Origin of the sequence: Rhizobium sophoriradicis, assembly GCF_003939025.1 — a bacterium.
Lineage (GTDB): Bacteria > Pseudomonadota > Alphaproteobacteria > Rhizobiales > Rhizobiaceae > Rhizobium > Rhizobium sophoriradicis.
Map to the genome: position 1 here is coordinate 326,191 of NZ_RQIH01000004.1, position 24,103 is coordinate 350,293.

Genomic DNA, 24,103 nt, shown 5'->3' on the forward strand with positions numbered 1-24,103 from the left:
GGGGCGGAAGCCAATGGAGCGGGAGCCACTTCGCGGGCCTTCCACATCTCTCTTGTCTCTCGTGAAGATGCCTTTTCGCTTGCGTTCAAGGCGTGTGTCGCGGGCGCTCCTCACCCCCTCATCTGCCCTACGAGCATCTTCTCCCCGCTGGGGGAGCAAGCCGCACGGTGGCCATTCCTACAGCAAAGGTATCAAGAGGCGAGAGACGCCGCCACAATTCCCCCTCCCCGGCGGGGAGAAGATGCCGGCAGGCAAATGAGGGGGCGAGCGACGGTAGGAGCGAGTGCACTGAGCCTAGGCGAAGGCAACAATCATACAGGCACTACCTCAGTTATTCCCCGTCTCGGTCGCCAGCCGATCCAGGAAAGCCTTCAATTCGCTTTCCTCGATACCGACGAGATGGCGCTTTTCCGGGTAGGCTCCGGACCTGACATCATCGGCGAATTCAGTGAAGGCGGCGATGCGCTCGCGCTGCAGCCGGTCATATTCGGCGGCGAAGTTGCGGTAGACCTTGGCATGGCGCGGATAGTGGTCGCGGTGGGCGCCGAGCACGTCGTCGGCGAAGAGATATTGGGCGTCACAGCCGCTACCGGCTCCCATCGAGATCATCAGCATCGAGGTGTTGCTGCTGATGGCGGCTGCCACCTCCCCTGGCACGACTTCGATTTCGGCGGCGAAGGCGCCGGCTTCTTCCAGCGCCTTGGTTTGCCGCCAGATTTCGGCCGCACTCGCCGCCGTCTTGCCGACGGCGCGGAAGCCGCCGGTCCAAGTCGCCTTGGACGGGATCAGCCCGAGATGGCCGCAGACAGGAATGCCTTCGTCGCGCAGCCGCCGGATCGTCTGCAGGCTGGCGGCGCAATAGACGGCATCACCGCCCGCTCTCAGAGCCGCAAAGGCAGCGCGCAGATAGTCTTCCGCCGAGACATGGTCGCCATATTCGAGCCCGGGTATGGCAAAGGGCGTGGGCGCGATCTCGCGGAAAACCGGGCCGAGCAGCGAAGGCGGCACCGAGACGATGTCGATCCCTGCCTTTTCGGCCGCTTCCGCCTCCTCCAGCGAGGTGACACGCAGCATGGTAAGCTGCCGCTTGCCCTTTTCCGCCAGCAGGTCGGCGACGGTCGCGCGCTTATGTTTCTTCATCGTCAATTCCTTTGAATATATCGGGCGGCTCAGGCGGCCAGGAGAGATTTCAGTTTGACGTCATTGGCTCGCAGCGCCGTGGGGTCCGGATGGGCACGTGCTGCGATCAGCATTTCGGCGAGACGGATATCGCGCGCCACCGCATTGCCCGGGCCGATGCCGCTGGCGGCGATCAGCCGTCCGTCGGCGTCGAGATGGAAAAGAATGAAAGCGCCGGCGCCGAGGTCGCGACGCTGATGCGTGGCCGCCCCTTCGGCAAGGCCAGATATCTGCAGCGTCATGTCGTATTGATCCGACCAGAACCACGGCACGGATGTAACGGCTTCGTTGAGGCCGAGCATGTTGGCCGCGGCCAATGTGCCCTGTTCCTGGGCGTTGCGCCAGGATTCGAGCCGCACCCGCCGGCCGCCATAGATCGGCAGCGGAAAGGAGCAGCAGTCGCCGGCGGCAAAGACATCCGGCGCCGAGGTCCTGAGATAGCTGTCGACGGCAATGCCGTTTTCGATCGTCAGCCCCGCCCTATCGGCGATCTCGACATTCGGCCGCGCGCCGATGCCGACGAGAGCAAGATCGGCTTCGATCACCTCGCCGCTCGACAATCGGATGCGGGCTTTCCCGCCTTCCGCCGTCAGCGCCTCGATGGAGACGCCGCAGCGGATATCGACGCCTTCGGCGCGGTGGCGCTCGGTGAGCAGATGAGCGATCTCCTCCGGCACGCCGCGCTTCAGCACGCGTTCCAGCCCCTCGATGACCGTGACTTCAGCGCCGAGCAGGCGCGCCGTCGCCGCAAGTTCCAGACCGATGAAGCCGCCCCCGATGATGGCGATATGCTTCCCCGGCCGCATGGTCTCGCGCAGCGCCGCCGCATCATGATGCGTCCTCAGCGAACGGATATGGGCGCTGTCTTCCGGTGCGCCGGGGAACGAACGCGCGGCGGCACCGATTGCCAGCAGAAGCTTGTCATAGGAAAACGTCGTCCCATCGGAAAGGGTGACGGTCCTGGATGCCGTGTCGAAATGCCTGGCTTCCAGGCCGGTCAGCAGCCGGATGCCGCTCTCGGCGTATTTTTTCGCCGCAGCGATGAATTTCGGATTGCCCGCATCGGCGATGCCGGCCTTTGAAAGCGGCGGCCGCTCGTAGGGATGAAGGGGTTCGGCGCCGATAAGCGTTATGTCGCCGTCAAAGCCTTTTTCCCGCAGCGCGAAGGCGGCGCGGGCCCCGCATTCGCCGGCACCCAGTATCACGAAATGAGCCACAACAGCCTCCGTCAGAGCGAAATGAAGACGATGTCGCCTTCGACCTTGACCGGGTAGGTCTTGAGATTGACGCAGACCGGGGCGCCCTTGGCCTCGCCGGTCCTATAGTTGAAGCGGCCGTTATGTTTCGGACATTCGATGATCTCATCCATGACGAGCCCGTCGGCGAGGTGGATATGTTCGTGGGTGCAGAGCCCGTCGGTCGCGAAGAACTCGTCGTCGGGGCTGCGGTAGACCGCAAAGGTGCGCCCGCCATGATCGAAGCGGATGACATCCTCCTCATCGATCTCGTCCTTGCCGCAGACTTCAATCCAGTTTCCGCTCATCTTTCTCCTCCTGATTTTCGATTACTGCGCCGCCGGAGCGAGTTCGTTGTGGAATTCCTCGCGATAGGGCCGCGCGGTGGCCGGCAGTTCGCGCCTCAGGAAATAATCCTCGTTGCGCAGCTGGCGCAGGAATGCCGGGATCATCTCGCGATAGCCCGACCAGATCGATGGGTTCGGAGCCGGCAGGTCGTGCTTGATCATCGCGTGCAGCTTCGGCAGCGCGTGGTAAGGCACCATCGGGAACATGTGATGTTCGACGTGGTAGTTCATGTTCCAATAGATGAAGCGGCTGATCGGGTTCATATAGACCGTGCGGCTGTTCAGCCGATGGTCGATCACATTGTCGGCGAGTCCGCCATGCTGCAGCAGTCCCGTCAGCACGTGATGCCAGGCGCCGTAGAGACGCGGCAGGCCGATCAGCATCAGCGGCAGGATCGAACCCATGGCGATCGCGGCGGCGAACGTGGCGACATAGATCGCCAGCCAGATGCGGGCGATGCGGATCGCCTTCGGCTGCTCCATCTCCGGAATGAAGGTCTTTTCCGCCGCGCCGATGATGCCGGCGGCATTGCGCAGCATGTCGATCATCGCATGCCAGACATCGAGGATGCCGAAGAAATTAAGGACCAGCCGCAAGAGGTCCGGCGGGCGCATGACGGCGATCTCGGGATCGCGGCCGACGATGACGGTATCGGTGTGATGGCGCGCATGGCTCCAGCGCCAGGTCACCGGATTGCGCATGATCATGAAGCAGGCGATCTGGTAGACGGCATCGTTCATCCAGCGCGTCTTGAAGGCGGTGCCGTGGCCGCATTCGTGCCAGCGGCTGTCGGAGGCCGAGCCGTAAAGCACGCCATAGGCGAGGAAGAAGGGCAGAGCGATCCACGAGCCCCAGAAATAGACGCCGAGCCCGGCCAGGACCAGCATGCTGCCGAGCCAGATGACCGTGTCACGGATACCAGGCGCATCGGAGCGCTGCATCAGCGCCTTCATCTCCTTGCGCGGAATATCGGTGTGGTACCATTGCGCTGCCGCCAGTCCCGTCTCGACGGCGGTGCGGCCGCTTTCGCCGAGCAGGTCGTAGTCACGCTTCTTAGTCTCGGTCGCCATTCTCCGCCTCCCTAATGCTGTTGCCGGGAGGATAGGTTGACTTTGGACGAGGCTCAATGCAGGCTTGATGTAATCTATCAAAAGCCATCAAGAGTGGCTAGCATCCATGAGCGAATCCATCAGGAACACCATGCGCCGCCCCACCATCTCCGACCTTGCCCGCGCCTCGGGCGTCAGCGTTGCCACCGTCGACCGCGTACTCAACGCCCGCCATCGCGTGCGGGAGGAAACAGCCAGGCGCGTCTATGATGCGGCGCAGGAGATCGGTTACCACGCCGTCGGCCTCATCCGGCAGCGCGTCTTCGAGGACCTGCCGCAATACAGGCTCGCTTTCCTGCTGCAGAAACCAACGCAGGCCTTCTACCAGAGCTTCGCCCGTGAAATCGAGGCGGCGGCGCGCGCCGTCACCACGGCCCGCCTTCAGATCCAGATCGAGTACCCCGCTTCGGCGACCCCTGCCGCCATTGTCGAAAAGATCAAGCTGTTAGGCGCCCGCAACCAGGCAGTCGCCGTCGTGGGCCCGGACTATCCGGCTGTGACGACGGCGGTGGAAGAGTTGAAGGACCGCGGCATTCCCGTGTTCTCGCTGCTTTCCGATCTCGCCACGGGCGTGCGTGACGCTTATGTCGGCGTCAACAACCGCAAGGTCGGTCGCACGGCCGCCTGGACGATCGCGCGCACCGCCCTCAAGCCAGGCAAAGTCGCCTGTTTCGTCGGCAGCCACCGCTTCCACGGCCACGAGTTGCGGGAGATCGGCTTTCGCTCCTATTTTCGTGAGAATGCCCCGCAATTCGATGTCATTGATACGCTGATCAACCTCGAAACCGCCGAAATCACCCATGAGGCAACCCTGACACTGCTGCAGAAGCATCCCGATCTCGTCGGCCTTTACGTCTGTGGCGGCGGCATGGAAGGGGCGATTACTGCATTTCGCGAAGAAGGCGTCGGCGGCCGCGTCGTGCTTGTCGTCAACGAACTGACGCCGGAGAGCAAGGCCGGCCTTGCCGACGATATCGTCACCATGGTTGTGGCGACACCCCTGCCGGCCCTCTGCAAAGAGCTCTTATCGCTGATGCTGGGTGCGATCGAACGTCGTGAGGCTGTCGTTCCCGGCCAATCCTTCCTGCCTTTCGATATCTATATCTCCGAGAATATCTGAAGCATGATAGAATTCTATCATTTCGGTTGACATTCTTTCAGCAATGAGGGCGGGCGGCGGCGATGCCCGATGGATTGCCGCAGGAATTCCGATAGAGATTCGCAGGCCCATTCACGAGGAACTGCTCCGCTGATGTCGCGGAGATGAGGAGGATATATCCGTCATGACTTCCATCCGCTTTGCGCTCAACCATATGGCCGCGCCGTCGCTTGCCATCGATGATTTCTTCGCGCTGGCAAAGTCGCTCGGCATCGGAGAGGTCGAGATCCGCAACGACCTTTCCGGCAACGCGATTCTCGACGGCACCAAACCCGAAGCGATCAAGCAAGCCGCCGAGGGCCACGGGCTGACGATCATCTCGATCAACGCGCTGCAGCGCTTCAACGAGTGGAATGAAACCCGCGCCAGGGAGGCGCAGGAACTGATCGATTATGCCAGCGCCTGCGGCGCCAAGGCGCTCGTCCTCGTTCCGAAGAACGACGGCACCGGCTGCGCCGATGGCGAGCGCCAAGCCAACCTGCGCCAGTCCCTGACGGCGCTGAAACCGATGCTCGATAAAGCCGGCATTATCGGCCTCGTCGAGCCGCTCGGTTTCGAGATCTGCTCGCTGCGCTCGAAGACCGAGGCGGCCGAAGCGATCAAGGAACTCGGCGCGCAATCGACCTTCAAGCTCGTTCACGACACCTTCCACCATCACCTTGCCGGCGAAGCCGCGACCTTCCCGGAGCTTGCCGGCCTCGTGCACATTTCCGGCGTCGGTGACCCCGCTGTTTCCGTGGCCGATATGCGCGATTCCCACCGCATGCTCGTCGACGGCGACGACCGGCTCGACAATGCCGGGCAGATCAAGGCGCTGCTGCAGGCGGGCTACAAGGGTCCGTTCTCCTTCGAGCCCTTCGCAGCCGAAGTTCATGCCGTCAAGGACCCGGCCGGCGCGCTTCGCGCCAGCATGGATTATCTCACCGCACGGGTTTGAGACTGAAAGCCACGCGACGCTGTCAATGAAGCGTCGCCCCCATCGTCGATACGGTCGGCCGCTGGCGAGCGGCCGACCGTATCACTCTATTCGCGGCCCCTGAACCGGCGCTGATAGGCGGGGTCGTAGAGCGAGCTCTCGCGAAAATCCTCTGCCGCAAGCGATGGGCCGACGAAGATGATCGCCGTGCGTTCGATCGGCTCGACCGCAACCTTTGCCTCGATATCGCGGAGTGTTCCCCGCAGCACGCGCTCGTCCGGCCAGGAGGCCTTGACCACGATCGCGACTGGGCAGTCGGCGCCGTAGAGCGGCGTCAATTCCGCCACCACCTGCTTCAGCGCATGGATTGCCAGATGGATCGCCAGCGTGGCGCCGGTGGCGCCGAATTTCGCCAGCGTCTCGTCGTTCGGCATCGGCGAAGCGCGGCCGGAAACGCGGGTGAGCACCAGGCTCTGGGCCACGACCGGGATGGTCAGCTCGCGCCGGAGCGCTGAGGCGGCGGCGGCAAAGGCCGGCACACCGGGCGTCATCGTATAGGCGATGCCGTGTTTTTCAAGCCGGCGCACCTGCTCGGCGACCGCGCTCCAGACCGAGAGGTCGCCGGAATGCAGCCGTGCGACATCCTGGCCGGCTGCAGCGGCGCTGAGATATTCCGCCTCGATCTCATCGAGCGACATCGGCGCGGTATCGACGATACGCGCATCCGCCGGGCAATATTGCAGCAGTTCGGGGGAGACGATCGAACCGGCATAAAGACAGACCGGGCACCGGGCGATCAGATCGCGGCCACGCACTGTGATCAGATCCGCAGCCCCCGGCCCCGCGCCGATGAAATGCACCGTCATTCCGTCATCCTTTCGTCCAGCGCCATTGCGTCACCGGCATGGCCGGCCGCCAGCCGCTCATGCTGCCGATGGCGCCGGCGCGTGCTATTTCGATCCGTGTCAACGAGCCGCCGCGGATTGCATGTTCAGAGAGCAGCACGGCTTCCATTTCCAGCGTCACGGCATTGGCGACGAGCCGCCCTCCCCGCTTCAGCGCCGCAATCGCGGCATCGACGATGCCAGCCTCGCTGCCGCCGCCGCCGAGGAAGATCGCATCCGGTTCGGGCAGGCCCATAAGCGCGCCGGGTGCCGCGCCCTCGACGACGGCGAGATGCGGCACACCGAAGGCGGATGCGTTGCGGGCGATCCGCGCCGCCCGCTCCGGCGATTGCTCGATGGCAATCGTCTTCAGCGACGGATCGGCAAGCATCCATTCGATGCCGATCGATCCCGAGCCGGCGCCGATATCCCAGAGCAGTTGACCGTGCCGCGGCGCGAGCGCCGACAGCGTCATCGCTCGGATTTCGCGTTTGGTGATCTGTCCGTCATGCTCGAACAGTTCGTCCTCGAGCCCGGCGACGAAAGGCAGAATGCGCGCCCCCTCCCCTGCCGCGACATGGAGGGCGCAGACATTGAGGGGATCGATGTTCGCAAGATCGAAATCCGCCGCGATCGCGCTTCTGCGCCGTTCCCGCGAGCCGCCCAGAGCCTCCAGAACGGTAAGCTGCGACTGACCGAAGCCATCGGCGGCAAGCAGGTTTGCCAGCTCGCGAGGCCCGTTCTCGTCCGACGTCAGCGCGATGATGCGCCGTCCAGGGTGCAGATGCGGCCGCATCAGTTCGATCGGCCTGCCATGCAGCGAAATCGCCGCGACGTCCTGCAGCGGCCAGCCAAGGCGCGAGGCGGCAAGGCTGAAGGCCGAAGGCGCCGGGATGGTGCGCATCTCGTCCGCCGCCACGTGGCGGGAAAGCGTTGCGCCGACGCCATAAAGGAACGGATCGCCGGAGGCGAGCACGACGACGGGGGTGCCGCGTCTTTGCATGACGGCGTCGACCGAGCGCTCGAACGGGCTCTGCCAGGAAAACCTTTCGCCCGTGACCAGCGACGCGGCCAGCGCATGGTGCCGTGCGCCGCCGAAGACGGCCGGTGCGCTGGCGATCAGCCGCCTTGCCTCCTCGCCGAGGCCTTCTGGACCATCTTCACCGATGCCGATAATAGTCAGCCAGGGCTGATTGCCGGGAGGAGAGAGATCAGACATGAGACGACCTCGCATTCTGATCCTCGGCGGCACGAGCGAGGCGCGCTTGCTGGCCGAAGCGCTCGCGGCGCGTGACGATTGCGACGTTCTTCTGTCGTTGGCAGGTCGTACCGAAAAACCGGCTGCGCAGCCGGCTCCGGTCCGCATCGGCGGCTTTGGCGGCGCCGCGGCGCTCGCCGATTTCCTGAAGGGGGGCGGATATGAGCTGCTGATCGACGCCACGCATCCCTTCGCCGAGCGCATCACCGCCAATGCCGCTCATGCTGCCGAGGCCACCGGCATAAGCGCGATCGCTCTCAGTCGTCCCGAATGGCGGCGTCTGCCGGGCGATCATTGGCGGGAGGTGCGGAGCATTCCGGCGGCCATCGAGGCGCTTGGCCCCTTGCCCCGCCACGTCTTCCTGGCAACGGGCCGGCAGGGTGCGCATCATGCGGAAGCGGCAGCGCAGCATCACTATCTCGTCCGCAGCGTCGACCCCGTCGAGCCGCCGCTTGCGCTTGCGAATGTCGATTATATTCTCGATCGCGGTCCGTTCACGCTGGAAGGCGAATTGGCTCTGCTGAGGCAGCATCTTATCGATGTCATCATTGCCAAGAACAGCGGCGGCGCCGCCACCTATGCGAAGATCGAGGCGGCCCGCCTGCTCGGCATCGAGGTGATGATGGTCACGCGTGCGCAGGCGTCCATGGTCAAGACGGTCGAAACGGTCGAGGCGGCGCTGGCGGCGGTCGATCACCTCTTCCCCTCCGCCATGAAACGCGGGGTATAGACGAGATCCGGCCTGCCGGGCCGCGTGACGATCCGCGTTTCGGCCGAGCCGATGATGATGCAGGTCGCCATATCGGCCATCGAGGCATCCGCCTGGGACAGCGGCTGTACGGCGATACGTTCGTCCGGCCGCCCGGCCGCGCGCCCGAAAATGACCGGTGTCGCTGCCGGCAGATGGTCGCGCAACAGCTTGAAGGCCTCGCCGAGCTGCCAGGGCCGCGCCCGGCTGATCGGATTATAGATGGCGATGACGAAGCCGGCCCTGGCCGCCAATTCGAGGCGGTTTTCTATTATATTCCAAGGCTTTAGATTGTCGGATAGCGAGATGGCGCAGAAATCGTGGCCAAGCGGTGCCCCGGCTCTCGCGGCCACCGCCAGCATCGCCGTGATGCCGGGCAGGATGGTGAGATCGACCGCGCGCCAGGCGGCTGGTCCGTTCTCGATCGCCTCGCAGACGGCGGCAGCCATGGCGAAGACACCGGGATCGCCGCCAGAGACGACGCAGACCTTGGCGCCACCCGCGGCCATCGAAAGTGCCGCCCCTGCCCTGTCGAGCTCTTCGCGATTGTCCGAGGCATGGCGCAGCTGATCGTGGCGGAGCTGCAGCCTGTCGAGATAGGGTCCATAACCGAAGAAATCCGTCGCTGCGTCGACGGCGGCCAACGCTTCGGGCGTCATCTGTTCGGGATTACCGGGGCCGGTGCCGATCACGAAAAGCGCGCCGCTCATCGGCGGCCCTCCCAGCCCGGCACCAGGACAAGCGAAAAATACGGCGCATCGCCGTCGGCCCTGTCGGCAAGCTTTGCCATGGCCGCATTCGCCATGGTGCCGCGTTCGACATAGACGGCTTCGCCGAGTCGTCCGGCAGTTTCCAGCGCCCGGCGGATTTTCGGCAGATTGCGGCCGACCTTCATGATGACGGCGGCCTGCGTATCGGCCAGGCGGCGCGTCAGCTCGGCCTCGGCCATCGTACCGGGCAGTACGGAAAGCACGTCGTCGCCTTGGACGATCGGCATGCCGGCCAAGGACCAGCAGCCCGACATGGCGCTGATGCCGGGGATCACTTCGGTCGGGTAGCGCTGGGAAAGTCTGACATGCAGGTGCATGTAGGAGCCGTAGAAGAGCGGATCGCCCTCGCTGAGCACGGCGACGGTCCGCCCGGCATCGAGATGGCCGGCGATTGCCTCGGCAGACCGGTCATAGAACTGGGTGATCAGGCTCAGGTAACGCTCGTCGTTCTTGTCGATCTCGGTGGTGACGGGATAATAGAGCGGCAGCAACGTCACGCCGGATTTCAGCAGCGGCTCGACGATCGCCTTGCCGTTGCCGCCCCTGCCCTCTTTGGCGAAATAGGCGATCACGTCGGCATCTTCGATGGCGCGGACGGCTTTAAGGGTCAAGAGCTCCGGGTCGCCGGGACCCGTGCCGACGCCGATCAGGCGGCCTTGTCTTGTCATAGGCCCGGCCTCGCCAGCGCATTGATGGCGGCCGCCGTCATGGCGCTGCCGCCGAGCCGGCCGCGCACGATGGCAAAGGGGACGCCATAGGAATTTTCCGCCAGCGCATCTTTCGATTCCGCCGCGCCGACGAAACCAACCGGCATGCCGAGGATAGCAGCGGGTTTGGGGGCGCCATCGCGCAGCAGTTCGAGCAGGTGGAACAGCGCCGTCGGCGCATTGCCGATCGCGACGATGCTTCCGCCGAGCCGGTCGAGCCACAGATGCATGGCGGCGGCCGAGCGCGTATTGCCGGTCTTAACCGCAAGCTCCGGCGTGGCGGGATCGCGCAGCGTGCAGATCACCTCATTCAGCGCCGGCAGCCGCGCCCGCGTAACGCCCTGAGCGACCATTTCCGCGTCGCAAAAGATCGGCGCCCCACCTTTCAGCGCCGCGCGCGCCGCGCTGACGACATCGGCGGAAAACACAAAATGCTCCGCCGCTTCGACCAGCCCGCAGGCATGGATCATGCGCACGGCGATGTCGGCTTGATCTTCGGTGAAGCGCGAAAGATCGGCCTCGGCGCGGATGATCGCAAAGGAACGCTCATAGATCGCGTCGCCGCTGCGGATATAATCGTAGTCTGGCATTGCTATTCCTGTCGCAGCGCCTTCGAAACGCCGGTTGCGCCAAGCCGTGTAAGGCAGGCGGCAGCCGATTCGCCAGCGCCTCTGTTGTCTTCAATGGACCGGGCGAGCCTCTCTATAGCGAAATCGATCCGACCGCCAGCGATCCGTTCATCCGGCCGATCGATTGCCAACCCGTTGAGGATCAGATCGTAACCTTCAGCCGTGCCGGTCAGCGTCAGCGCCGGGCGCGCATGCGCGCAGCCCTTGGCACAGCCGGAGAGATGCAGCGTCAGCGAGCCGTCGAAGAGGGCGGGCGCCGCGGCCAGGATGCGGCGTGCCAGCGTTCTTGTCTCGTAAAAGGCGGAGCCGCAGGCACCGGCGCCGGCGCAGGCGGCGATCTGCTCGGCTTTCTCGCCGGGTTGCGCGCTGAAGCCATATCTGGCGGCCGCAGCCTCGATCGCCGGCACTCTCTCTGCCGGCAAGCCGAGGAAGAAGAAACCGCGACCCGGCGCCAGCCGGATGGCCGCTGCGCTTGCGGCGGCGGCGAGATCGAGCAGGGCGGTCAGATCGGACGCCCTCGTCTGCCCGAATTCCGGTCGCACGCCGAGCACGGCCTTGCCGTCCGCCAGCCTATGCACACCCGATAGCGGCATCCTTGTCGTGCAGGGCTGAATGGGTCGGATGGCGGCCATGGCGGGAAAATGGGTTCGCAGCAGCATCGGATCGATATCCCGTGCCCGCCTGCCCTGCCCGAGCATTACCAGCAGGCTCAGGATTTCGCCGACGGCTGAGACGGCCGCTTCCGCAGGACCGACTGCGACCGGGGTTGCGGTCGCACCATCGCCATTGATGGCGACCAGCCAATGCGACTGCGATAGTGCGACGACACGGATATCGGCGGAAAGCGCCGATAAGCCGAACACCCCACTGCCGTCGATGACGATCGACAGTTTCGGCGCAAGCCCCGGCGAGGCAAGCAGATCCTGAAGCTTGCTGCGCAATGCCAGTTCCATTGCAGCCGGATCGCTCACCTCTTCCGGGTCGATGCCGTGCAGCGGCGAGATCTCGATTGCCGGCCCGTCCGGCACCGTGATGCCGGCGGCGTCGATATCGGCGGCGAGCTTTCCCACCGTCTCGGCCCGCAGCCCGCGGATCTGCAGATTGCCGCGCGCGGTGATCTCGAGAATGCCGTTTCCATGCGCCGCAGCCGAGTGGGCAAGGGCGGAGAATTGCGAGAGCGTCAACGCGCCGCCGGCCGGCCGCAGCCGCACGAGCAGGCCGTCGCCGGTCCGCATCGGCGCGGCAAGGGCGGGGCAGGTGCCGCGCGCGCGCTGCTTCGCCGCCGCGCGGTCATGACCGTCGGTCGCCTGTCCCTTGTCGATCGCCTTGGCGGTCTCTATGCCCATTCTCAATCCTCGGTCCGTTTCTTACATGATCGCGGCGTGCGCGGCAAAACATGGTGGAAACGCTCGACCGGCTATTCCTCAAAATCCCGGCCCTTGCGCAGGAGATAGATGTCCATGATCCAGCCATGCCGCTGCCGGGCCTCGCTCCTGAGTGTCAGGATATCGGCCGCGACATCGCCGAGCCGTCCTGACCGGACGATCTCGTCCTTGGTACCGAGATAAGCGCCCCAGAAAATCTCAGCATTGGGGTCGTCGATCTTGGCAAAAGCCTGTTCGCCGTCGAGCATGACGACCGTCGAGGGCGCCTGGAGCCCCTTCCGCGCCAGCCGGCGCCCCGTGGTAATTTCGATCGGCCTGCCGACGAGATTGACCGGGATCTTGTGGCTGGCCGCCAGGACCTGGATGCTGGTGATGCCGGGAACGACACTGTAATCGAAATCCACGTCGACTTGCTGCCGCACCCGCTCGACGATGCGGATCGTGCTGTCATAGAGACTGGGATCCCCCCAGACCAGAAAGGCGCCGCTGCCATGCTCGGGCAGGCCGGCGATCAGCTTTCCATAGATATGGGCGATCTCGCCATGCCAGGTGTCGACGCTTTGCGCGTAGCTTCTGTCGGCCGTCTGTCTCTGCGGCACTGCGAATTCTGAAATCCTGATCCCCGGCCGTGTGATATATCGCTCGCAGATCTCGCGGCGGACTTCGGCAAGCTCTTCCTTGGCGGCGCCCTTGAGCGGCAGGAAGATCACGTCGGCGGCGTTCATCGCGTTGATTGCCTGTATGGTGACGTGCTCCGGGTTGCCCGTGCCGATACCGATGATATGGATGTGCTTCACGCCAATACTCCCATGATTCCTGGCGGTCTTGCCGAAAAAGCCGGATCGCCGCAAGGGCAGGGCAGGGAGTTGGCCGCGGCCAACTGGGCCGACGATGAGGCCCTGGCCCCTATTGTTGCCGCAAATCCCGAATCGTGTCACTTTCAATACGCTTTTTGGCGCTATGTTGACAGAAAAGCGCATCGAAAAGGATTGGGTGTTTTGGACAACATTAGCGTATCGACGACAGATGTGCGGATTGAGCGGCATGCGAACCAGCTTTCGCGGCAATTGAAGCTTCTCCGCGACAAGCTGTTTCCGCCGCTCTCGCAAAAGACGCTGCGGACATTCTCCTCCGGCGAGGCCGCCCAGATGATCGGTGTGTCCGACGGCTATCTTCGCCAGCTTTCGCTTGATGGAAAGGGGCCGCAGCCGGAGCTTTCCCAGAATGGCAGGCGCTCCTATACGCTAGGCCAGATCAATGAATTGCGCCATTATATGGCGAGGCTGAAGCCGAAGGACGCGCTATCCTATCTTCCCTGGCGGCGCCCCGGCGAGAAGCTGCAGACGGTTGCCGTCACCAATTTCAAGGGCGGTTCGGCCAAGACGACGACGACACTCTATCTGGCGCAGTATCTGGCGCTGGCCGGTTACCGGGTGCTCGCCATCGATCTCGATCCGCAGGCCTCGCTTTCCTCCATGCTGGGCGTCCAGCCCGAATTCGATCTTTCCGATGGCGATACGCTGTATGGCGCCATTCGCTACGATGCCGGTCGCAAGCCGCTGAAGGATATCGTCCGCAAGACCTATTTCGACGGGCTCGATCTGGTGCCGGGCAATCTCGAGCTGATGGAGTTCGAGCACGAGACGCCGCGGGCGCTCAACGATCGCCAAAAGCCGGCCGAGTTGTTCTTCCGCCGCGTCGGCGTGGCGATTGCCGAGGTCGAGGCCGAATATGACGTCGTGGTGATCGATTGCCCGCCGCAGCTCGGCTATCTCACCCTCGGAGCCGTCTGCGCCGCCACATCGCTGCTCATCACCATCCATCCGCAGATGGTCGATGTCGCGTCCATGTCGCAGTTCCTGCTGATGACCTCGGATCTGCTCTCCGTCGTGCGCAAGGCCGGCGGCGACCTGCAACACGACTTCATCAAATATGTCGTCACTCGCCACGAACCTTTCGACGCCCCCCAGTCGCAGATCGTCGCGCTGTTGCGCAGCCTGTTCGGCGATGACGTGTTGACGGCAACCATTCTCAAGTCGACGGCGATTGCCGATGCCGGCCTGACCAAGCAGACGCTCTTCGAAATCGAGAAGGGGCAGGTGCGCCGCTCGACTTACGATCGGGCGTTGGAATCGGTCAATGCCGCCAACAGCGAGGTTCTTGCCGGCATTCACAAAGCCTGGGGCAGGACATGAGCAGACGCGATCGCCTGAAAGGTCTTTTCGACGATACGGCGCAGGAGTTGGCCGCGGCCAACTACGAAGAGTCTTCTTCGCGCGGATCGGCCGGGCCGGTCCGGACGATGGCGCTGACCCTCGGCCGCATGGAGGAAGAGAGCAGGGCGATGCAGGAGGCTTTGCTCTCCGGCGAACGCATCGTCGAACTCGATCCCGATCTGATCGATTCCTCTTTCGTCCGTGACCGGCTTGCCGACCAGCCGCTCGATATGGAAGACGAGCTGGTGCAGTCGATTGCCGAGAACGGCCAGGAAGTGCCGGTGCTCGTTCGTCGCCATCCCGACAACGAGGCCCGTTACCAGATCGCTTATGGCCATCGCCGCCTGCAGGCCGTCAAGCTGCTTGGGCGCAAAGTGCAGGCGATCGTCCGCCAGCTCGACGATACCGATGTCGTCATCGCTCAGGGCATCGAGAACTCGGCGCGCCGCAATCTTTCCTATATCGAGCGCGCTGTCTTTGCCCTCAATCTCGAGCTCAAGGGGTTTGAGCGCCCTGTTATCATGAAGGCGCTGTCGACCGACAAGACGGAGCTGTCGAAGCTGTTGTCGGTCGCAAAAGCCATCCCGGCCGAGATCGTCCGCTCCGTGGGAGCTGCCCCAGGCATCGGACGGCGTAAATGGATGGCGCTTGCCCAGGACTGGAACGGGATGACGGCGGCGCGGCTTGCGAAGCTAGTCGCCTCCGAACGGTTCATGACGGAAGAGAGCGACCGCCGTTTCGAACTTTTGGTTGCCGAGCTCGCCCGGAAAGAGGCGAAGCCGGAGCCGGCGGAATATGACTGGAAGCCGAAGAGCGGCGGCAGCAAGATTGCCGGCCGAATCAGAAGCGCCGGCAATTCTTTCACGATCGCGTTGAAGACCGGCGATGCGCCGGATTTCGGCGCTTACATTTCACGCCGTCTCGATGAGCTTTACGAAGCCTATCGGGCCGGCAAGTTGCAAGCAGGAGAGTAGGCCGCAAAAGAAAAAAGCCTCCGAACGTTGCCGCCGCGGAAGCCTTTCTCATATCTGGACAATCTGAGAATCGCACTTCCTCGAATCACTGTCAAGCGTCTTCGGCATCCTTTTGGGTGGTAGGTTTCTTTTGCCTTGAAAAAAGGTGAGGGACATGGAGCCTCAATATATATCGACGCCCTTTGGGCGGCGATCGATGACGCTTGGCATGCTGGCAAGTCAGGAAAGCGCCAGCAAGGTCGATCCGGACGCATCGGTCGACAAGTGGAAGATCTTTCGTGCGCTCTGCGAGGCTAAGGACATGATCGGCGTGTCCGATCGCGCGCTCGCTGTTCTCAACGCGCTGTTGACCTTCTATCCCAAGAACGAGATTGCCGAGGCCAACGGTTTCGTCGTCTTTCCTTCGAATGAGCAGCTGTCGCTGCGCACCCATGGCATGGCCGGCACGACGCTGCGGCGGAACCTGGCGATGCTGGTGGAGGCCGGCCTGATCATCCGGCGCGATAGCCCGAACGGCAAACGGTTTGCCCGCCGCAATGGTGAGGGCGGGCTTGGCGAGGCCTTCGGCTTCAGCCTGGCGCCGCTTTTAGCGCGCGCCGGCGAGATCGAAGCGCAGGCGGCCCAGGTGATGGCCGACAGGCTCGAATGGAAGCGTCTGAGAGAGCGTCTGACGCTCTGCCGACGTGACATAGCCAAACTGATCGAGATCGCGCTGGAAGAGGAAATTGCGGGCGAATGGATCGAGATGCAGAAGCATTTCGATCTGCTCTCGGCCAGCCTGCCGCGTCGGCCGTCGGCGGCGGAGATGAAAAGCCTCCTGACGGATCTCGACGCGTTCCGCGGAATGATCATCAAGACGCTGGAATCGAAAACGAAAACAGAAAAAACAGACGCCAATGACAGCCAAAACGGTCGGCACATACATAATTCAAACCCACACCCCATATCTGAACTTGAACCAAGCTTCGAAACGAAGCAGGGCGCAAAGCCGGAGGAAGAAGCGCGGGCGTGGCGGGAGCCGCCAAAATCCTTCCCGCTTGCCATGGTGTTGCAGGCCTGCCCCGAGATCATCGCTTATGGGCCGGGCGGCGGGATCGGCAGCTGGCGGGATCTAATGGCCGCGGCCGTCATCGTCCGCTCGACACTGGGCGTCAGCCCGAGCGCCTATCAGGAGGCCTGCGAAATCATGGGGCCGGAAAACGCCGCCACGGTGATCGCCTGCATTCTGGAGCGAGGCGGCCATATCAACTCGGCCGGAGGCTATCTGCGCGACCTGACCCGAAGGGCGGAGCGCGGCGAATTCTCGCTCGGGCCGATGCTGATGGCGTTGATGCGGGCAAATGGTCCGCTGGCGAGGAGAACCGGGTGACCGATTGGCCAAAAAGCCTCGCGCCAGCTGCGAGGGTTAGAAGGAGATGCGGCATGTCGATGAGACCTTAACGCTCTTTCTTCCCCACAGCTTTTGTTGAAATACACCGTTAACCATGTCATAGTGACGGAAGAAAAGACGTCTTTTGCTTCCATTTGTGGAAAACCGTAAAGTTTAACAATGCGCTATGATATTGACGGTGCGATGCTTCAAAACCTGCTTCCAGCTCTTGCTGCGGCAGAGGACGGATTGGCGCGGCTGGACGAGCGGGTGTTGCGCGCGCCGGTCGGCGAGGGATTTGCCGAGCGCAGTCATTTCTTCGATGCTGCCGGCGCGCTCTGGGTCGCCGGCGAACTCGTGCATGTCGAGGATCTCGTTTTGCACGACGCGCATATGGATAGCCGCGCGCCGAGCCACGAGCTGACGATCGCCCATTCGGTGCTGCGGACGCGTCGGCGCATCTGGACCGGGGAACCTTCCTGGGCGATCGGAGCGTCGGGCCTTGCAACGCTGACGGCAGCCATGGGGGAAGGGGAGGGGGCCGCGCTGGAAAGCAAAAGCCCGGCGATCGAGGTCGACACCGAGGAAGAGGGCGAGGATGAAGACGGGCCGCTCGCCGCCGAGATGGCGGAGATCGATGCGCTGCTTGCCCGCTCGCAGAAGCTCATCGACATCCATACGGGCAAGGCGCCGGCCAGCGAGGCGGTGGCCGCAATGTCCTCAGCCAAGCGCAACGACGACCCGCTCGGCCTGCTCGGCGACGAGGAATGGGACGAGGAACAGCGGCTTGCGGAGTGGCGAAACGTCTTGCCATTGGCCGACAGCCTGCCGCCGGTTCTCGGCGCCGTCATTCTGTTCGAGGCCTGGGACAGGATCGAGCCGCTACGGCGTCAGCATTGGCTCGGTGGTCTTCTGGTCGCAAGTTATCTACGAGCCCGCGGCAAGGTCGCCTCGCATCTCTTTTCCTTTTACGGCGGGCTGAAACTGGTGCGTCACGAGCGGCGTCGGGCACGTGACCGGGCCACCCGGCTGCAAGCCTTTCTGGAGGCGATGCATCTGGGTGCCGCGGCCGGTCTCAAGGAAATCGACCGGTTGTCGCTGGCACGCACGCAGATGGAGTTGCGCTATCGCGGCCGCCGTTCGAACAGCAGCCTGCCGGACCTTGCCGATTTCATCCTGGCGCGGCCGATGGTCTCGGCGGCGATGATCGCCCGCCATCTCAGGATTACGCCGCGCGGCGCGCTGAACCTCGTCAATGAAATCGGCATTCGCGAAATCACCGGCCGCGGCCGCTATCGTGCCTGGGGTATCATTTGAAAAGAAAACGGCCGGGCGTGAACCCGGCCGCTTCGTTTTGAGATGAGCACCCGATCTGCCATCCTGTCACAGACTGCAGACCGGGCGCTCTTGCGCTTCCATTGCCCCCGGAAGCGCGGTCCTATTCCCGCTCGCCCGTGAAGTTGAGCAGAAGCGTGAAGATGTTGACGAAGTTCAGGTAGAGCGAGAGCGCACCGAAGACGGCGAGCTTCTGGTTCGATTCCTGATCGTAATTTTCCGAATATTGTTCCTTGATGTTCTGCGTGTCGTAGGCGGTGAGGCCGACGAAGACGACGATGCCGATCACCGAGATGGCGAACTGCAGCGCGCTCGAACCCAGGAAGATGTTGACGATGCTGGCGATGATGACGCCGAAGAGGCCCATCATCAGGAACGAGCCCATGCGCGACAGGTCACGCTTCGTCACATAGCCGTATAGGCTGGTGGCGCCGAACATCGTGGCGGTGATGAAGAAGGTCCGCGCGATGCTCATCCCGGTGAAGACCAGGAAGACGGAGGCGAGCGACAGGCCCATCACGGCGCAGAAGGCCCAGAAGGTGATCTGCGCAGTGCTCGCCGACATCGCCTGGATTCGGAACGAGAAGAAGAAGACGAAGGCGAGCGGCGCCAGCATCACCACCCACTTCAGCGGCGAGCCGAAGATCGGCACGTAAAGCGCCGGCGTCGAACCGACGACGAAGGCGACGAGGCCGGTGATGACAAGGCCGAGAGCCATGTAGTTGTAGACGCGCAGCATATGCTGGCGCAGGCCCTCGTCAAAGACGGCCTGGGAGCCGGCAACGGTGCCGTAACGGGAATTGATCGGGTTCATGCTGATCTCCTCGGTTAGAATTAATAGAGCGAGCGGGCGAGCCGTTCGGCCGCCTGATCGAGATTGAGACCGCTATCATCGGCGATCAGCGCGTAAGCGACCTCGCCGATCTGCCAATAGGCGGCTTCTGCTTTGTCAAGCGTGAGATGGCTGACCGGCTTGACCTCGAAAGCGCCCGGACGGACGGCGAAAAGCGACAGCCGCTTTCCATCCGACTGCTCGATCGCCATCTCGACGCTCGGGCCGAATTCGGACGGGAAGATCTGCACGTCGGCGATCTTCCAATCCCTAGGCAGTTCGGGCATCACGATCGCGGTGGCCGCGCGGATTTCGTCGGCGCTGTAAGTGGTCGGTGGCTGCGAAGGCATGGTTTCGCGCAGGACCGCGGTCTGATAGGCGCGGACGGCATCCTCGACATAGGCGGGCGCTGGAACGGAGGCCGCCACCTCGGTCGCCGAGAATGCACCGAAGGAATTGTGCGCCACCCAGCCGGCGGTCACCAGAATACCGACGGCGGCGATGCGCTGCATCGAATGGAAAATGCGGCCGTACGAAAGGCCGCGTTCCAGCCGGCGGGCGGCATCGCGGGTCTCGGGACGGCCGAAGGCTCTTTCGCCGGCAAGCGACAGGCGCAGTTCACCCTTCATGCTGAGATCGGCCATCACCTTGGCGGCAATCGCCGGATTCTCAGAAAGATAGGACTCCACCTGGATGCGGCGGGCGACATCGAGCTCGCCGTCCACATAGGCGTCGAGATCGGCATCGACGATCGGATCAACTGCTTTCATTGCCGTTCCCTCCGATTAATCTCAGATGCGAAACGCGCGGCGTCTTCTCCTCGAATTCGCGCAGCTGTGTGCGGGCGCGGGAGATGCGCGACATCAACGTGCCGATCGGGATGCCGAGCGCATTGGCGGCTTCCTGATAGGAAAGATCTTCGATTGCCACGAGATGCAGCGCCTCGCGCTGTTCCTCCGGCAGATCGAAGAAGGCGTCTCGCACCTGCTGCAGACGCACGGCATGCTCCTGGCCGGCGGGCAGAGACTGCTCGGCTTCGACAGCCGCTTCATCGTGGCGCCGTGTCAGCGACCGGTTCTGGCGAAGTCGATCGATATGGGCATTGTGCAGAATCGAAAGCAACCAGGTACGCAGGTTGCCGCCGCTGCGGAAGCTTTTTCGCTTTTCGAAGGCGCGCACCAGCGCATCATGCACCAGATCCTCTGCCTCGTCCGAATTGCGCACCAGCGCACGCGCGTAGCGCCTCAGCGCTGCGAGCTGCCCGATGACGTCAAAAGGACGGTCTTTGCGTTCCATGATTGAGTATACGCAAACACGCGGAATTTTATTCCCCGGCGGGCAAAAAATCATCCGGACGGGACATCACTGCCGAAAATCCGGCCCGGATACGATGAGGGCCTTAAATCGGCGATTGTTTATGACAATTACATGACAGATCATCACGCCGCTGATTTGGAGGGGAAGATACACAATGAAGGAAAAGAAGCGGGTCTACGAAGCTCTCGTGGACGGCGCCATGGAAGGGCTGACGGGTGAGGCGCTATATGATTTCGTCAAGATGCGTTGTCCGAAGGCCACCAGCAAGAAGATCGTCCGGGCCTCGCTTCTCGCCCTGACCGATCCGCATCTCAAGGACCGCAATATTCTCGACGTGATCTACGCGCTGGCGATCAAGCACCGCCTCGACGACGGTGTACTCGATGACGGCGACGAGGATGATGCTGCAGAGCCGGCGCCGTTCTCTCACGCGGTCATCCAGGACACATCTCGACCTTCCTGAAAGGCTCAGCGGCCATCTGAAAGCTCTTCGAGAATCGGACAGTCCGGCCGGTCATTGCCGTGGCAGGCATGCACGAGGTGCTCCAGCGTGCGGCGAAGTTCCGTCAGCTCACGGATCTTGCGGTCGATCTCACCGAGTTTGCTCTCGGCTATATCCTTGACGTCGGCGCTCGCCCGAGCCTTGTCTTCATAGAGCGCCAGCAATTGCCGGCATTCCTCGACCGAAAAGCCGAGACCGCGCGAGCGCTGCAGGAAACGCAGTTTGTGAACGTCGCTCGCAGCGTAGTCGCGATAGCCGTTTCCGCCCCTTTCGGGGCGGATCAGGCCGATATCCTCGTAATAGCGGATCGTCTTCGAAGGCAGGCCGGACCGCTCAGATGCCTCGCCGATATTCATCGTCATCTCCTATAATTTTGCAAAGCGCAGCCTCAGCGCATTGGCGATCACCGACACCGACGACAGGCTCATTGCCGCCGCTGCGATCATCGGCGACAGCAGCAGGCCGAAGACCGGATAGAGCACACCGGCGGCGACCGGGACGCCGAGGGCATTATAGCCGAAGGCGAAACCGAGATTCTGGCGGATATTGCGCATCGTCGCCGCCGCCAGCCGCCGCGCCCTGACGATGCCGTTGAGGTCGCCCTTGACCAATGTAATGCCGGCACTTTCCATCGCCACATCGGCGCCGGTGCCCATGGCGATGCCGACATCGGCAGTAGCAAGTGCCGGCGCATCGTTGACACCGTCGCCGGCCATGGCGATGACGGCGCCCTTCGCGCGCAGTTCCTCGATCAGCGCCTTCTTGCCTTCCGGCAACACGTCGGCGCGGACCTCGTCGATACCGAGGCTCTTCGCCACCGCCCTCGCCGTGCGCTCGTTATCGCCGGTCGCCATGATGATCTTCAGCCCGCTTTCGTGCAGCGCCTTGATGGCGGCTGATGTCGTCGGCTTGATCCGGTCGGCGACGGCAACGAGGCCGGCAAGCTTGCCGTCGACCGTGACGAACATCACCGTCTTGCCATCGCCGCGCAGCGCTTCTGTCTTCTCCGACAACGCCGACGGATCGACGCCGAGATCGGCGAGCATTGCGGCATTGCCGAGCGCCACGCTCGTAGTGGCGGCAAGGCCCTTGACACCCTTGCCGGTCTTAGCCTCGAAGCCGGTGACCTCGACGAAGGTGGCACCGCGCTCTTCGGCGCCGGAAACGATCGCTTCGGCCAGCGGATGTTCGGAGCCGCGCTCCAGGCTTGCCGCCAGCGACAGCAGCCGGTTTTCTTCGATGCCGCCGAAGGCGACGATGTCGGTGAGAACAGGCTTGCCTTCGGTCAGCGTGCCTGTTTTGTCGACGATCAGCGTGTCGACCTTGGAAAAGCGTTCCAGCGCTTCGGCATCCTTGATCAGCACGCCTTCCTGAGCGCCGCGCCCGGTCGCGATCATGATCGACATCGGCGTCGCAAGACCGAGCGCGCAGGGGCAGGCGATGATCAGAACGGCGACGGCGGCCAGCAGCGCATTGGCCAGGCTCGGTTCCGGCCCGATCGCGGCCCAGACGATGAAGGCAAGGATGGCCGCGACGACGACGGCCGGCACGAAGACGGCCGACACCCGGTCGACTGCGCCTTGGATTGGCGCCCGCGAGCGTTGCGCCGCGGCGACCATGTCGATGATGCGCGACAGCACTGTGTCTGCGCCGACTTTCTCGGCCGACATGACGAGGGAGCCGTTCTTGTTGATCGTACCGCCGGTCAACCCGTCGCCCGTCGTCTTCTCGACCGGCAAGGGCTCGCCTGTAATCATCGATTCATCGACGGTCGACTGGCCCTCGAGGACGGAGCCGTCCACCGGAATGCGTTCGCCGGGACGCACGCGCAGCCGGTCGCCGGCCTGGATGTCGTCCACCGGCACGTCGCTTTCGCTGCCGTCGGCATTGATGCGGCGCGCCGTCTTCGGCGCGAGATCAAGCAGGGCGCGGATCGCCGAGCCGGTGCGTTCGCGCGCCTTCAATTCCAGCACCTGGCCGACGAAGACGAGCGCGACGATGACGGCGGCCGCCTCGAAATAGACCGGCACGGCGGCGCCGTGGCCGCGAAAGCTCATCGGGAAGATCCCGGGCGCAAGCGTGGCGACGAGGCTGTAGAGATAGGCGGTGCCGACGCCGAGACCGATCAGCGTCCACATGTTCGGGCTGCGGTTGACGAGGGACGCCCAGGCGCGGCGGAAGAAGGGCAGGGCCGCCCACAGCACCACCGGCGTTGCCAGCAATAGCTCGATGTAGGTCGCCTGCGGTTCGCCGATCGCTTCGCGGAGCGGCAGGCCGAGCATCGGCCCCATGCCGAGCGCCAGCAGCGGCAGGGCAAGGATGGCGCTGACCCAGAGCCGTCTGGTGAAATCCACAAGTTCCGGGTTCGGGCCTTCGTCATCAGGAGGAATACCCGCCGGTTCCAGCGCCATGCCGCATTTCGGGCAGTCGCCGGGACGGTCGCTGACGACCTCAGGATGCATCGGGCAAGTATAGAGCGTGCCCTTCGGCGCCGGCTTTGCGGCCGGGCGGTTGCCGTCGCGATAGGCCGTGGGGTCGGCTTCGAACTTGGTCTTGCAGCCGGCCGAGCAGAAGTAGAATTTTTCGCCGTCGACCTTCAGAAAATGTTTTGCCGTCGAACGATCGACGGCCATGCCGCAGACAGGGTCCTTCGCTGTCAGGTAATCCTGCGGCGTCGCCGCGAATTTCGTCCGGCAGCTCTCGGAGCAGAAATGGTGGATGCGGCCAGCATGCGTAAGCGAGGGCTTGCCGGCCTCCGGATCGACGGTCATGCCGCAGACGGGATCACGAATGACCGTGTCGGCGGCTTTCTCCCGAGCATGGCTGCAATGGCTATGATCATTGCCATGGGTGTGACCGTGATGGTGGTCGTGTTTTTTGTTCATGCTTATCTCCGATGCCCCAAGGGCAGTTGGAGAGACTTATCGACCTTCCAGCAACTGGAAGGTCAAGTGCTAATTTCGGCGAGATTGATTTTTCGACGGCCGCCGCTCGCTTCCGGAGCGGGTGGGGGGCTTCACATAAAATGGCACAGATATACGCTAAGCGCTTTGGACATCGGAAACTCCGATCTTTTGGCGCAACGGCCGCAGCCCTCCGGCCGTCGTGGAGGCGCGATCCGAGAGCGCAGGCCCCTGTCAAACAAGATGTTTTGCCGACAGGCAGCTTTCCGACGAACTGCAGCGCGACCAATGTCCGGAAAGCCGTGGCGGACATTCGTGCTTTCGAGAC

General features: G+C 63.4%; 24 protein-coding genes. 8 read left to right on the forward strand and 16 right to left on the reverse strand.

Annotated features, from left to right (window positions below; all coding sequences use genetic code 11):
• Window positions 1-327: 327 nt before the first annotated feature.
• The 4 genes from EFR00_RS08495 to EFR00_RS08510 are packed head-to-tail and all read right to left on the reverse strand — an operon-like array spanning window position 328 to window position 3,832.
• Window positions 328-1,140: a 3-methyl-2-oxobutanoate hydroxymethyltransferase gene (locus EFR00_RS08495; protein ID WP_077989552.1), complete on the reverse strand. Its 813-nt coding sequence runs from the start codon at window positions 1,138-1,140 to the stop codon at window positions 328-330.
• Window positions 1,141-1,169: 29 nt separating this feature from the next.
• Entirely contained in the window at window positions 1,170-2,396 is a 1,227-nt protein-coding gene (locus EFR00_RS08500; protein WP_077989551.1) for an NAD(P)/FAD-dependent oxidoreductase, read from the reverse strand.
• A gap of 11 nt (window positions 2,397-2,407) precedes the next feature.
• Window positions 2,408-2,722 carry a MocE family 2Fe-2S type ferredoxin gene (locus EFR00_RS08505; protein ID WP_040141379.1) on the reverse strand — a complete coding sequence of 105 codons (315 nt, stop codon included), beginning with the start codon at window positions 2,720-2,722 and terminating at the stop codon, window positions 2,408-2,410.
• 21 nt (window positions 2,723-2,743) lie between these two features.
• Window positions 2,744-3,832: a fatty acid desaturase family protein gene (locus EFR00_RS08510; RefSeq protein WP_009994784.1), complete on the reverse strand. Its 1,089-nt coding sequence runs from the start codon at window positions 3,830-3,832 to the stop codon at window positions 2,744-2,746.
• A gap of 130 nt (window positions 3,833-3,962) precedes the next feature.
• Between EFR00_RS08510 and EFR00_RS08515 the strand changes: the two genes are divergently transcribed.
• Together EFR00_RS08515 and EFR00_RS08520 are read left to right on the forward strand one after the other, a co-directional pair.
• The gene (locus EFR00_RS08515; protein ID WP_077989760.1) at window positions 3,963-4,991 is read left to right on the forward strand and encodes a LacI family DNA-binding transcriptional regulator; all 1,029 of its coding nucleotides are present in this window, start codon (window positions 3,963-3,965) and stop codon (window positions 4,989-4,991) included.
• A gap of 163 nt (window positions 4,992-5,154) precedes the next feature.
• Window positions 5,155-5,967 (forward strand): TIM barrel protein, encoded by an 813-nt coding sequence (locus EFR00_RS08520; protein WP_077989550.1) that lies wholly within the window; start codon window positions 5,155-5,157, stop codon window positions 5,965-5,967.
• 86 nt (window positions 5,968-6,053) lie between these two features.
• Here EFR00_RS08520 and cobM read toward each other — a convergent pair whose 3' ends face one another.
• Window positions 6,054-6,812 (reverse strand): precorrin-4 C(11)-methyltransferase, encoded by a 759-nt coding sequence (cobM, locus tag EFR00_RS08525; RefSeq protein WP_009990203.1) that lies wholly within the window; start codon window positions 6,810-6,812, stop codon window positions 6,054-6,056.
• A 4-nt stretch (window positions 6,813-6,816) separates the two neighbouring features.
• Window positions 6,817-8,049, reverse strand: coding sequence for a precorrin-6y C5,15-methyltransferase (decarboxylating) subunit CbiE (gene cbiE, locus EFR00_RS08530; RefSeq protein WP_077989549.1), 1,233 nt, complete (start codon window positions 8,047-8,049; stop codon window positions 6,817-6,819).
• Between cbiE and EFR00_RS08535 the strand changes: the two genes are divergently transcribed.
• Entirely contained in the window at window positions 8,048-8,818 is a 771-nt protein-coding gene (locus EFR00_RS08535) for a cobalt-precorrin-6A reductase (RefSeq protein ID WP_077989548.1), read from the forward strand. The genes cbiE and EFR00_RS08535 overlap by 2 nt on opposite strands.
• Here the strand turns inward: EFR00_RS08535 and EFR00_RS08540 are convergent.
• The 5 genes from EFR00_RS08540 to cobF form a co-directional block, all read right to left on the reverse strand.
• The gene (locus EFR00_RS08540; protein ID WP_077989547.1) at window positions 8,782-9,546 is read right to left on the reverse strand and encodes a precorrin-3B C(17)-methyltransferase; all 765 of its coding nucleotides are present in this window, start codon (window positions 9,544-9,546) and stop codon (window positions 8,782-8,784) included. The genes EFR00_RS08535 and EFR00_RS08540 overlap by 37 nt on opposite strands.
• Window positions 9,543-10,274, reverse strand: a complete 732-nt coding sequence (locus EFR00_RS08545; protein ID WP_077989546.1) for a precorrin-2 C(20)-methyltransferase — start codon at window positions 10,272-10,274, stop codon at window positions 9,543-9,545. Before EFR00_RS08545 ends, EFR00_RS08540 begins: the two co-directional genes overlap by 4 nt.
• The gene (locus EFR00_RS08550; protein ID WP_077989545.1) at window positions 10,271-10,903 is read right to left on the reverse strand and encodes a precorrin-8X methylmutase; all 633 of its coding nucleotides are present in this window, start codon (window positions 10,901-10,903) and stop codon (window positions 10,271-10,273) included. The genes EFR00_RS08545 and EFR00_RS08550 overlap by 4 nt, the downstream gene beginning before the upstream one ends.
• A gap of 2 nt (window positions 10,904-10,905) precedes the next feature.
• Window positions 10,906-12,288, reverse strand: coding sequence for a precorrin-3B synthase (gene cobG, locus EFR00_RS08555; protein ID WP_077989544.1), 1,383 nt, complete (start codon window positions 12,286-12,288; stop codon window positions 10,906-10,908).
• Between the two features lie 71 nt (window positions 12,289-12,359).
• On the reverse strand, window positions 12,360-13,124 hold the full coding sequence (cobF, locus tag EFR00_RS08560; protein WP_077989543.1) for a precorrin-6A synthase (deacetylating): 765 nt from the start codon (window positions 13,122-13,124) through the stop codon (window positions 12,360-12,362).
• A 201-nt stretch (window positions 13,125-13,325) separates the two neighbouring features.
• Here cobF and repA point away from each other — a divergent pair, with 201 nt between their 5' ends.
• From repA to EFR00_RS08580, 4 genes are all read left to right on the forward strand, one after another.
• Entirely contained in the window at window positions 13,326-14,522 is a 1,197-nt protein-coding gene (gene repA / locus EFR00_RS08565; protein ID WP_077989542.1) for a plasmid partitioning protein RepA, read from the forward strand.
• Window positions 14,519-15,517 carry a plasmid partitioning protein RepB gene (gene repB, locus EFR00_RS08570; RefSeq protein ID WP_077989541.1) on the forward strand — a complete coding sequence of 333 codons (999 nt, stop codon included), beginning with the start codon at window positions 14,519-14,521 and terminating at the stop codon, window positions 15,515-15,517. The genes repA and repB overlap by 4 nt, the downstream gene beginning before the upstream one ends.
• 154 nt (window positions 15,518-15,671) lie before the next feature.
• Complete coding sequence (repC, locus tag EFR00_RS08575; protein ID WP_077989540.1) at window positions 15,672-16,886, forward strand: plasmid replication protein RepC; 1,215 nt, start codon at window positions 15,672-15,674, stop codon at window positions 16,884-16,886.
• Window positions 16,887-17,066: 180 nt separating this feature from the next.
• Window positions 17,067-18,203 carry an RHE_PE00001 family protein gene (locus tag EFR00_RS08580; RefSeq protein WP_077989539.1) on the forward strand — a complete coding sequence of 379 codons (1,137 nt, stop codon included), beginning with the start codon at window positions 17,067-17,069 and terminating at the stop codon, window positions 18,201-18,203.
• Between the two features lie 121 nt (window positions 18,204-18,324).
• On the opposite strand, the gene EFR00_RS08585 is transcribed toward EFR00_RS08580, so the two are convergent.
• Genes EFR00_RS08585 through EFR00_RS08595 form a run of 3 tightly spaced genes read right to left on the reverse strand, consistent with a single transcriptional unit; the run spans window position 18,325 to window position 20,349 of the window.
• Complete coding sequence (locus EFR00_RS08585) at window positions 18,325-19,035, reverse strand: Bax inhibitor-1/YccA family protein (protein WP_009993085.1); 711 nt, start codon at window positions 19,033-19,035, stop codon at window positions 18,325-18,327.
• A 20-nt stretch (window positions 19,036-19,055) separates the two neighbouring features.
• Window positions 19,056-19,823, reverse strand: a complete 768-nt coding sequence (locus EFR00_RS08590) for an anti-sigma factor family protein (RefSeq protein ID WP_040111273.1) — start codon at window positions 19,821-19,823, stop codon at window positions 19,056-19,058.
• Complete coding sequence (locus EFR00_RS08595; RefSeq protein WP_040111274.1) at window positions 19,810-20,349, reverse strand: sigma-70 family RNA polymerase sigma factor; 540 nt, start codon at window positions 20,347-20,349, stop codon at window positions 19,810-19,812. Before EFR00_RS08595 ends, EFR00_RS08590 begins: the two co-directional genes overlap by 14 nt.
• Before the next feature lie 175 nt (window positions 20,350-20,524).
• Between EFR00_RS08595 and EFR00_RS08600 the strand changes: the two genes are divergently transcribed.
• Window positions 20,525-20,833 (forward strand): hypothetical protein, encoded by a 309-nt coding sequence (locus tag EFR00_RS08600; protein WP_009995285.1) that lies wholly within the window; start codon window positions 20,525-20,527, stop codon window positions 20,831-20,833.
• Window positions 20,834-20,838: 5 nt separating this feature from the next.
• On the opposite strand, the gene cueR is transcribed toward EFR00_RS08600, so the two are convergent.
• On the reverse strand, window positions 20,839-21,228 hold the full coding sequence (gene cueR, locus EFR00_RS08605; RefSeq protein WP_009995283.1) for a Cu(I)-responsive transcriptional regulator: 390 nt from the start codon (window positions 21,226-21,228) through the stop codon (window positions 20,839-20,841).
• A 9-nt stretch (window positions 21,229-21,237) separates the two neighbouring features.
• Window positions 21,238-23,757 (reverse strand): heavy metal translocating P-type ATPase, encoded by a 2,520-nt coding sequence (locus EFR00_RS08610; RefSeq protein WP_077989538.1) that lies wholly within the window; start codon window positions 23,755-23,757, stop codon window positions 21,238-21,240.
• Window positions 23,758-24,103: the final 346 nt, after the last annotated feature.

Excerpts from the sequence above, each read along its gene's own strand:
- EFR00_RS08495 (WP_077989552.1), bottom strand. The coding sequence starts at position 1,140 with ATGAAGAAACATAAGCGCGCGACCGTCGCCGACCTGCTGGCGGAAAAG.
- EFR00_RS08505 (WP_040141379.1), bottom strand. The coding sequence starts at position 2,722 with ATGAGCGGAAACTGGATTGAAGTCTGCGGCAAGGACGAGATCGATGAG.
- EFR00_RS08510 (WP_009994784.1), bottom strand. The coding sequence starts at position 3,832 with ATGGCGACCGAGACTAAGAAGCGTGACTACGACCTGCTCGGCGAAAGC.
- EFR00_RS08515 (WP_077989760.1), top strand. The coding sequence starts at position 3,963 with ATGCGCCGCCCCACCATCTCCGACCTTGCCCGCGCCTCGGGCGTCAGC.
- EFR00_RS08520 (WP_077989550.1), top strand. The coding sequence starts at position 5,155 with ATGACTTCCATCCGCTTTGCGCTCAACCATATGGCCGCGCCGTCGCTT.
- cobM (WP_009990203.1), bottom strand. The coding sequence starts at position 6,812 with ATGACGGTGCATTTCATCGGCGCGGGGCCGGGGGCTGCGGATCTGATC.
- EFR00_RS08535 (WP_077989548.1), top strand. The coding sequence starts at position 8,048 with ATGAGACGACCTCGCATTCTGATCCTCGGCGGCACGAGCGAGGCGCGC.
- cbiE (WP_077989549.1), bottom strand. The coding sequence starts at position 8,049 with ATGTCTGATCTCTCTCCTCCCGGCAATCAGCCCTGGCTGACTATTATC.
- EFR00_RS08540 (WP_077989547.1), bottom strand. The coding sequence starts at position 9,546 with ATGAGCGGCGCGCTTTTCGTGATCGGCACCGGCCCCGGTAATCCCGAA.
- EFR00_RS08545 (WP_077989546.1), bottom strand. The coding sequence starts at position 10,274 with ATGACAAGACAAGGCCGCCTGATCGGCGTCGGCACGGGTCCCGGCGAC.
- EFR00_RS08550 (WP_077989545.1), bottom strand. The coding sequence starts at position 10,903 with ATGCCAGACTACGATTATATCCGCAGCGGCGACGCGATCTATGAGCGT.
- cobG (WP_077989544.1), bottom strand. The coding sequence starts at position 12,288 with ATGGGCATAGAGACCGCCAAGGCGATCGACAAGGGACAGGCGACCGAC.
- repB (WP_077989541.1), top strand. The coding sequence starts at position 14,519 with ATGAGCAGACGCGATCGCCTGAAAGGTCTTTTCGACGATACGGCGCAG.
- repC (WP_077989540.1), top strand. The coding sequence starts at position 15,672 with ATGGAGCCTCAATATATATCGACGCCCTTTGGGCGGCGATCGATGACG.
- EFR00_RS08580 (WP_077989539.1), top strand. The coding sequence starts at position 17,067 with ATGCGCTATGATATTGACGGTGCGATGCTTCAAAACCTGCTTCCAGCT.
- EFR00_RS08585 (WP_009993085.1), bottom strand. The coding sequence starts at position 19,035 with ATGAACCCGATCAATTCCCGTTACGGCACCGTTGCCGGCTCCCAGGCC.
- EFR00_RS08590 (WP_040111273.1), bottom strand. The coding sequence starts at position 19,823 with ATGAAAGCAGTTGATCCGATCGTCGATGCCGATCTCGACGCCTATGTG.
- EFR00_RS08595 (WP_040111274.1), bottom strand. The coding sequence starts at position 20,349 with ATGGAACGCAAAGACCGTCCTTTTGACGTCATCGGGCAGCTCGCAGCG.
- EFR00_RS08600 (WP_009995285.1), top strand. The coding sequence starts at position 20,525 with ATGAAGGAAAAGAAGCGGGTCTACGAAGCTCTCGTGGACGGCGCCATG.
- cueR (WP_009995283.1), bottom strand. The coding sequence starts at position 21,228 with ATGAATATCGGCGAGGCATCTGAGCGGTCCGGCCTGCCTTCGAAGACG.
- EFR00_RS08610 (WP_077989538.1), bottom strand. The coding sequence starts at position 23,757 with ATGAACAAAAAACACGACCACCATCACGGTCACACCCATGGCAATGAT.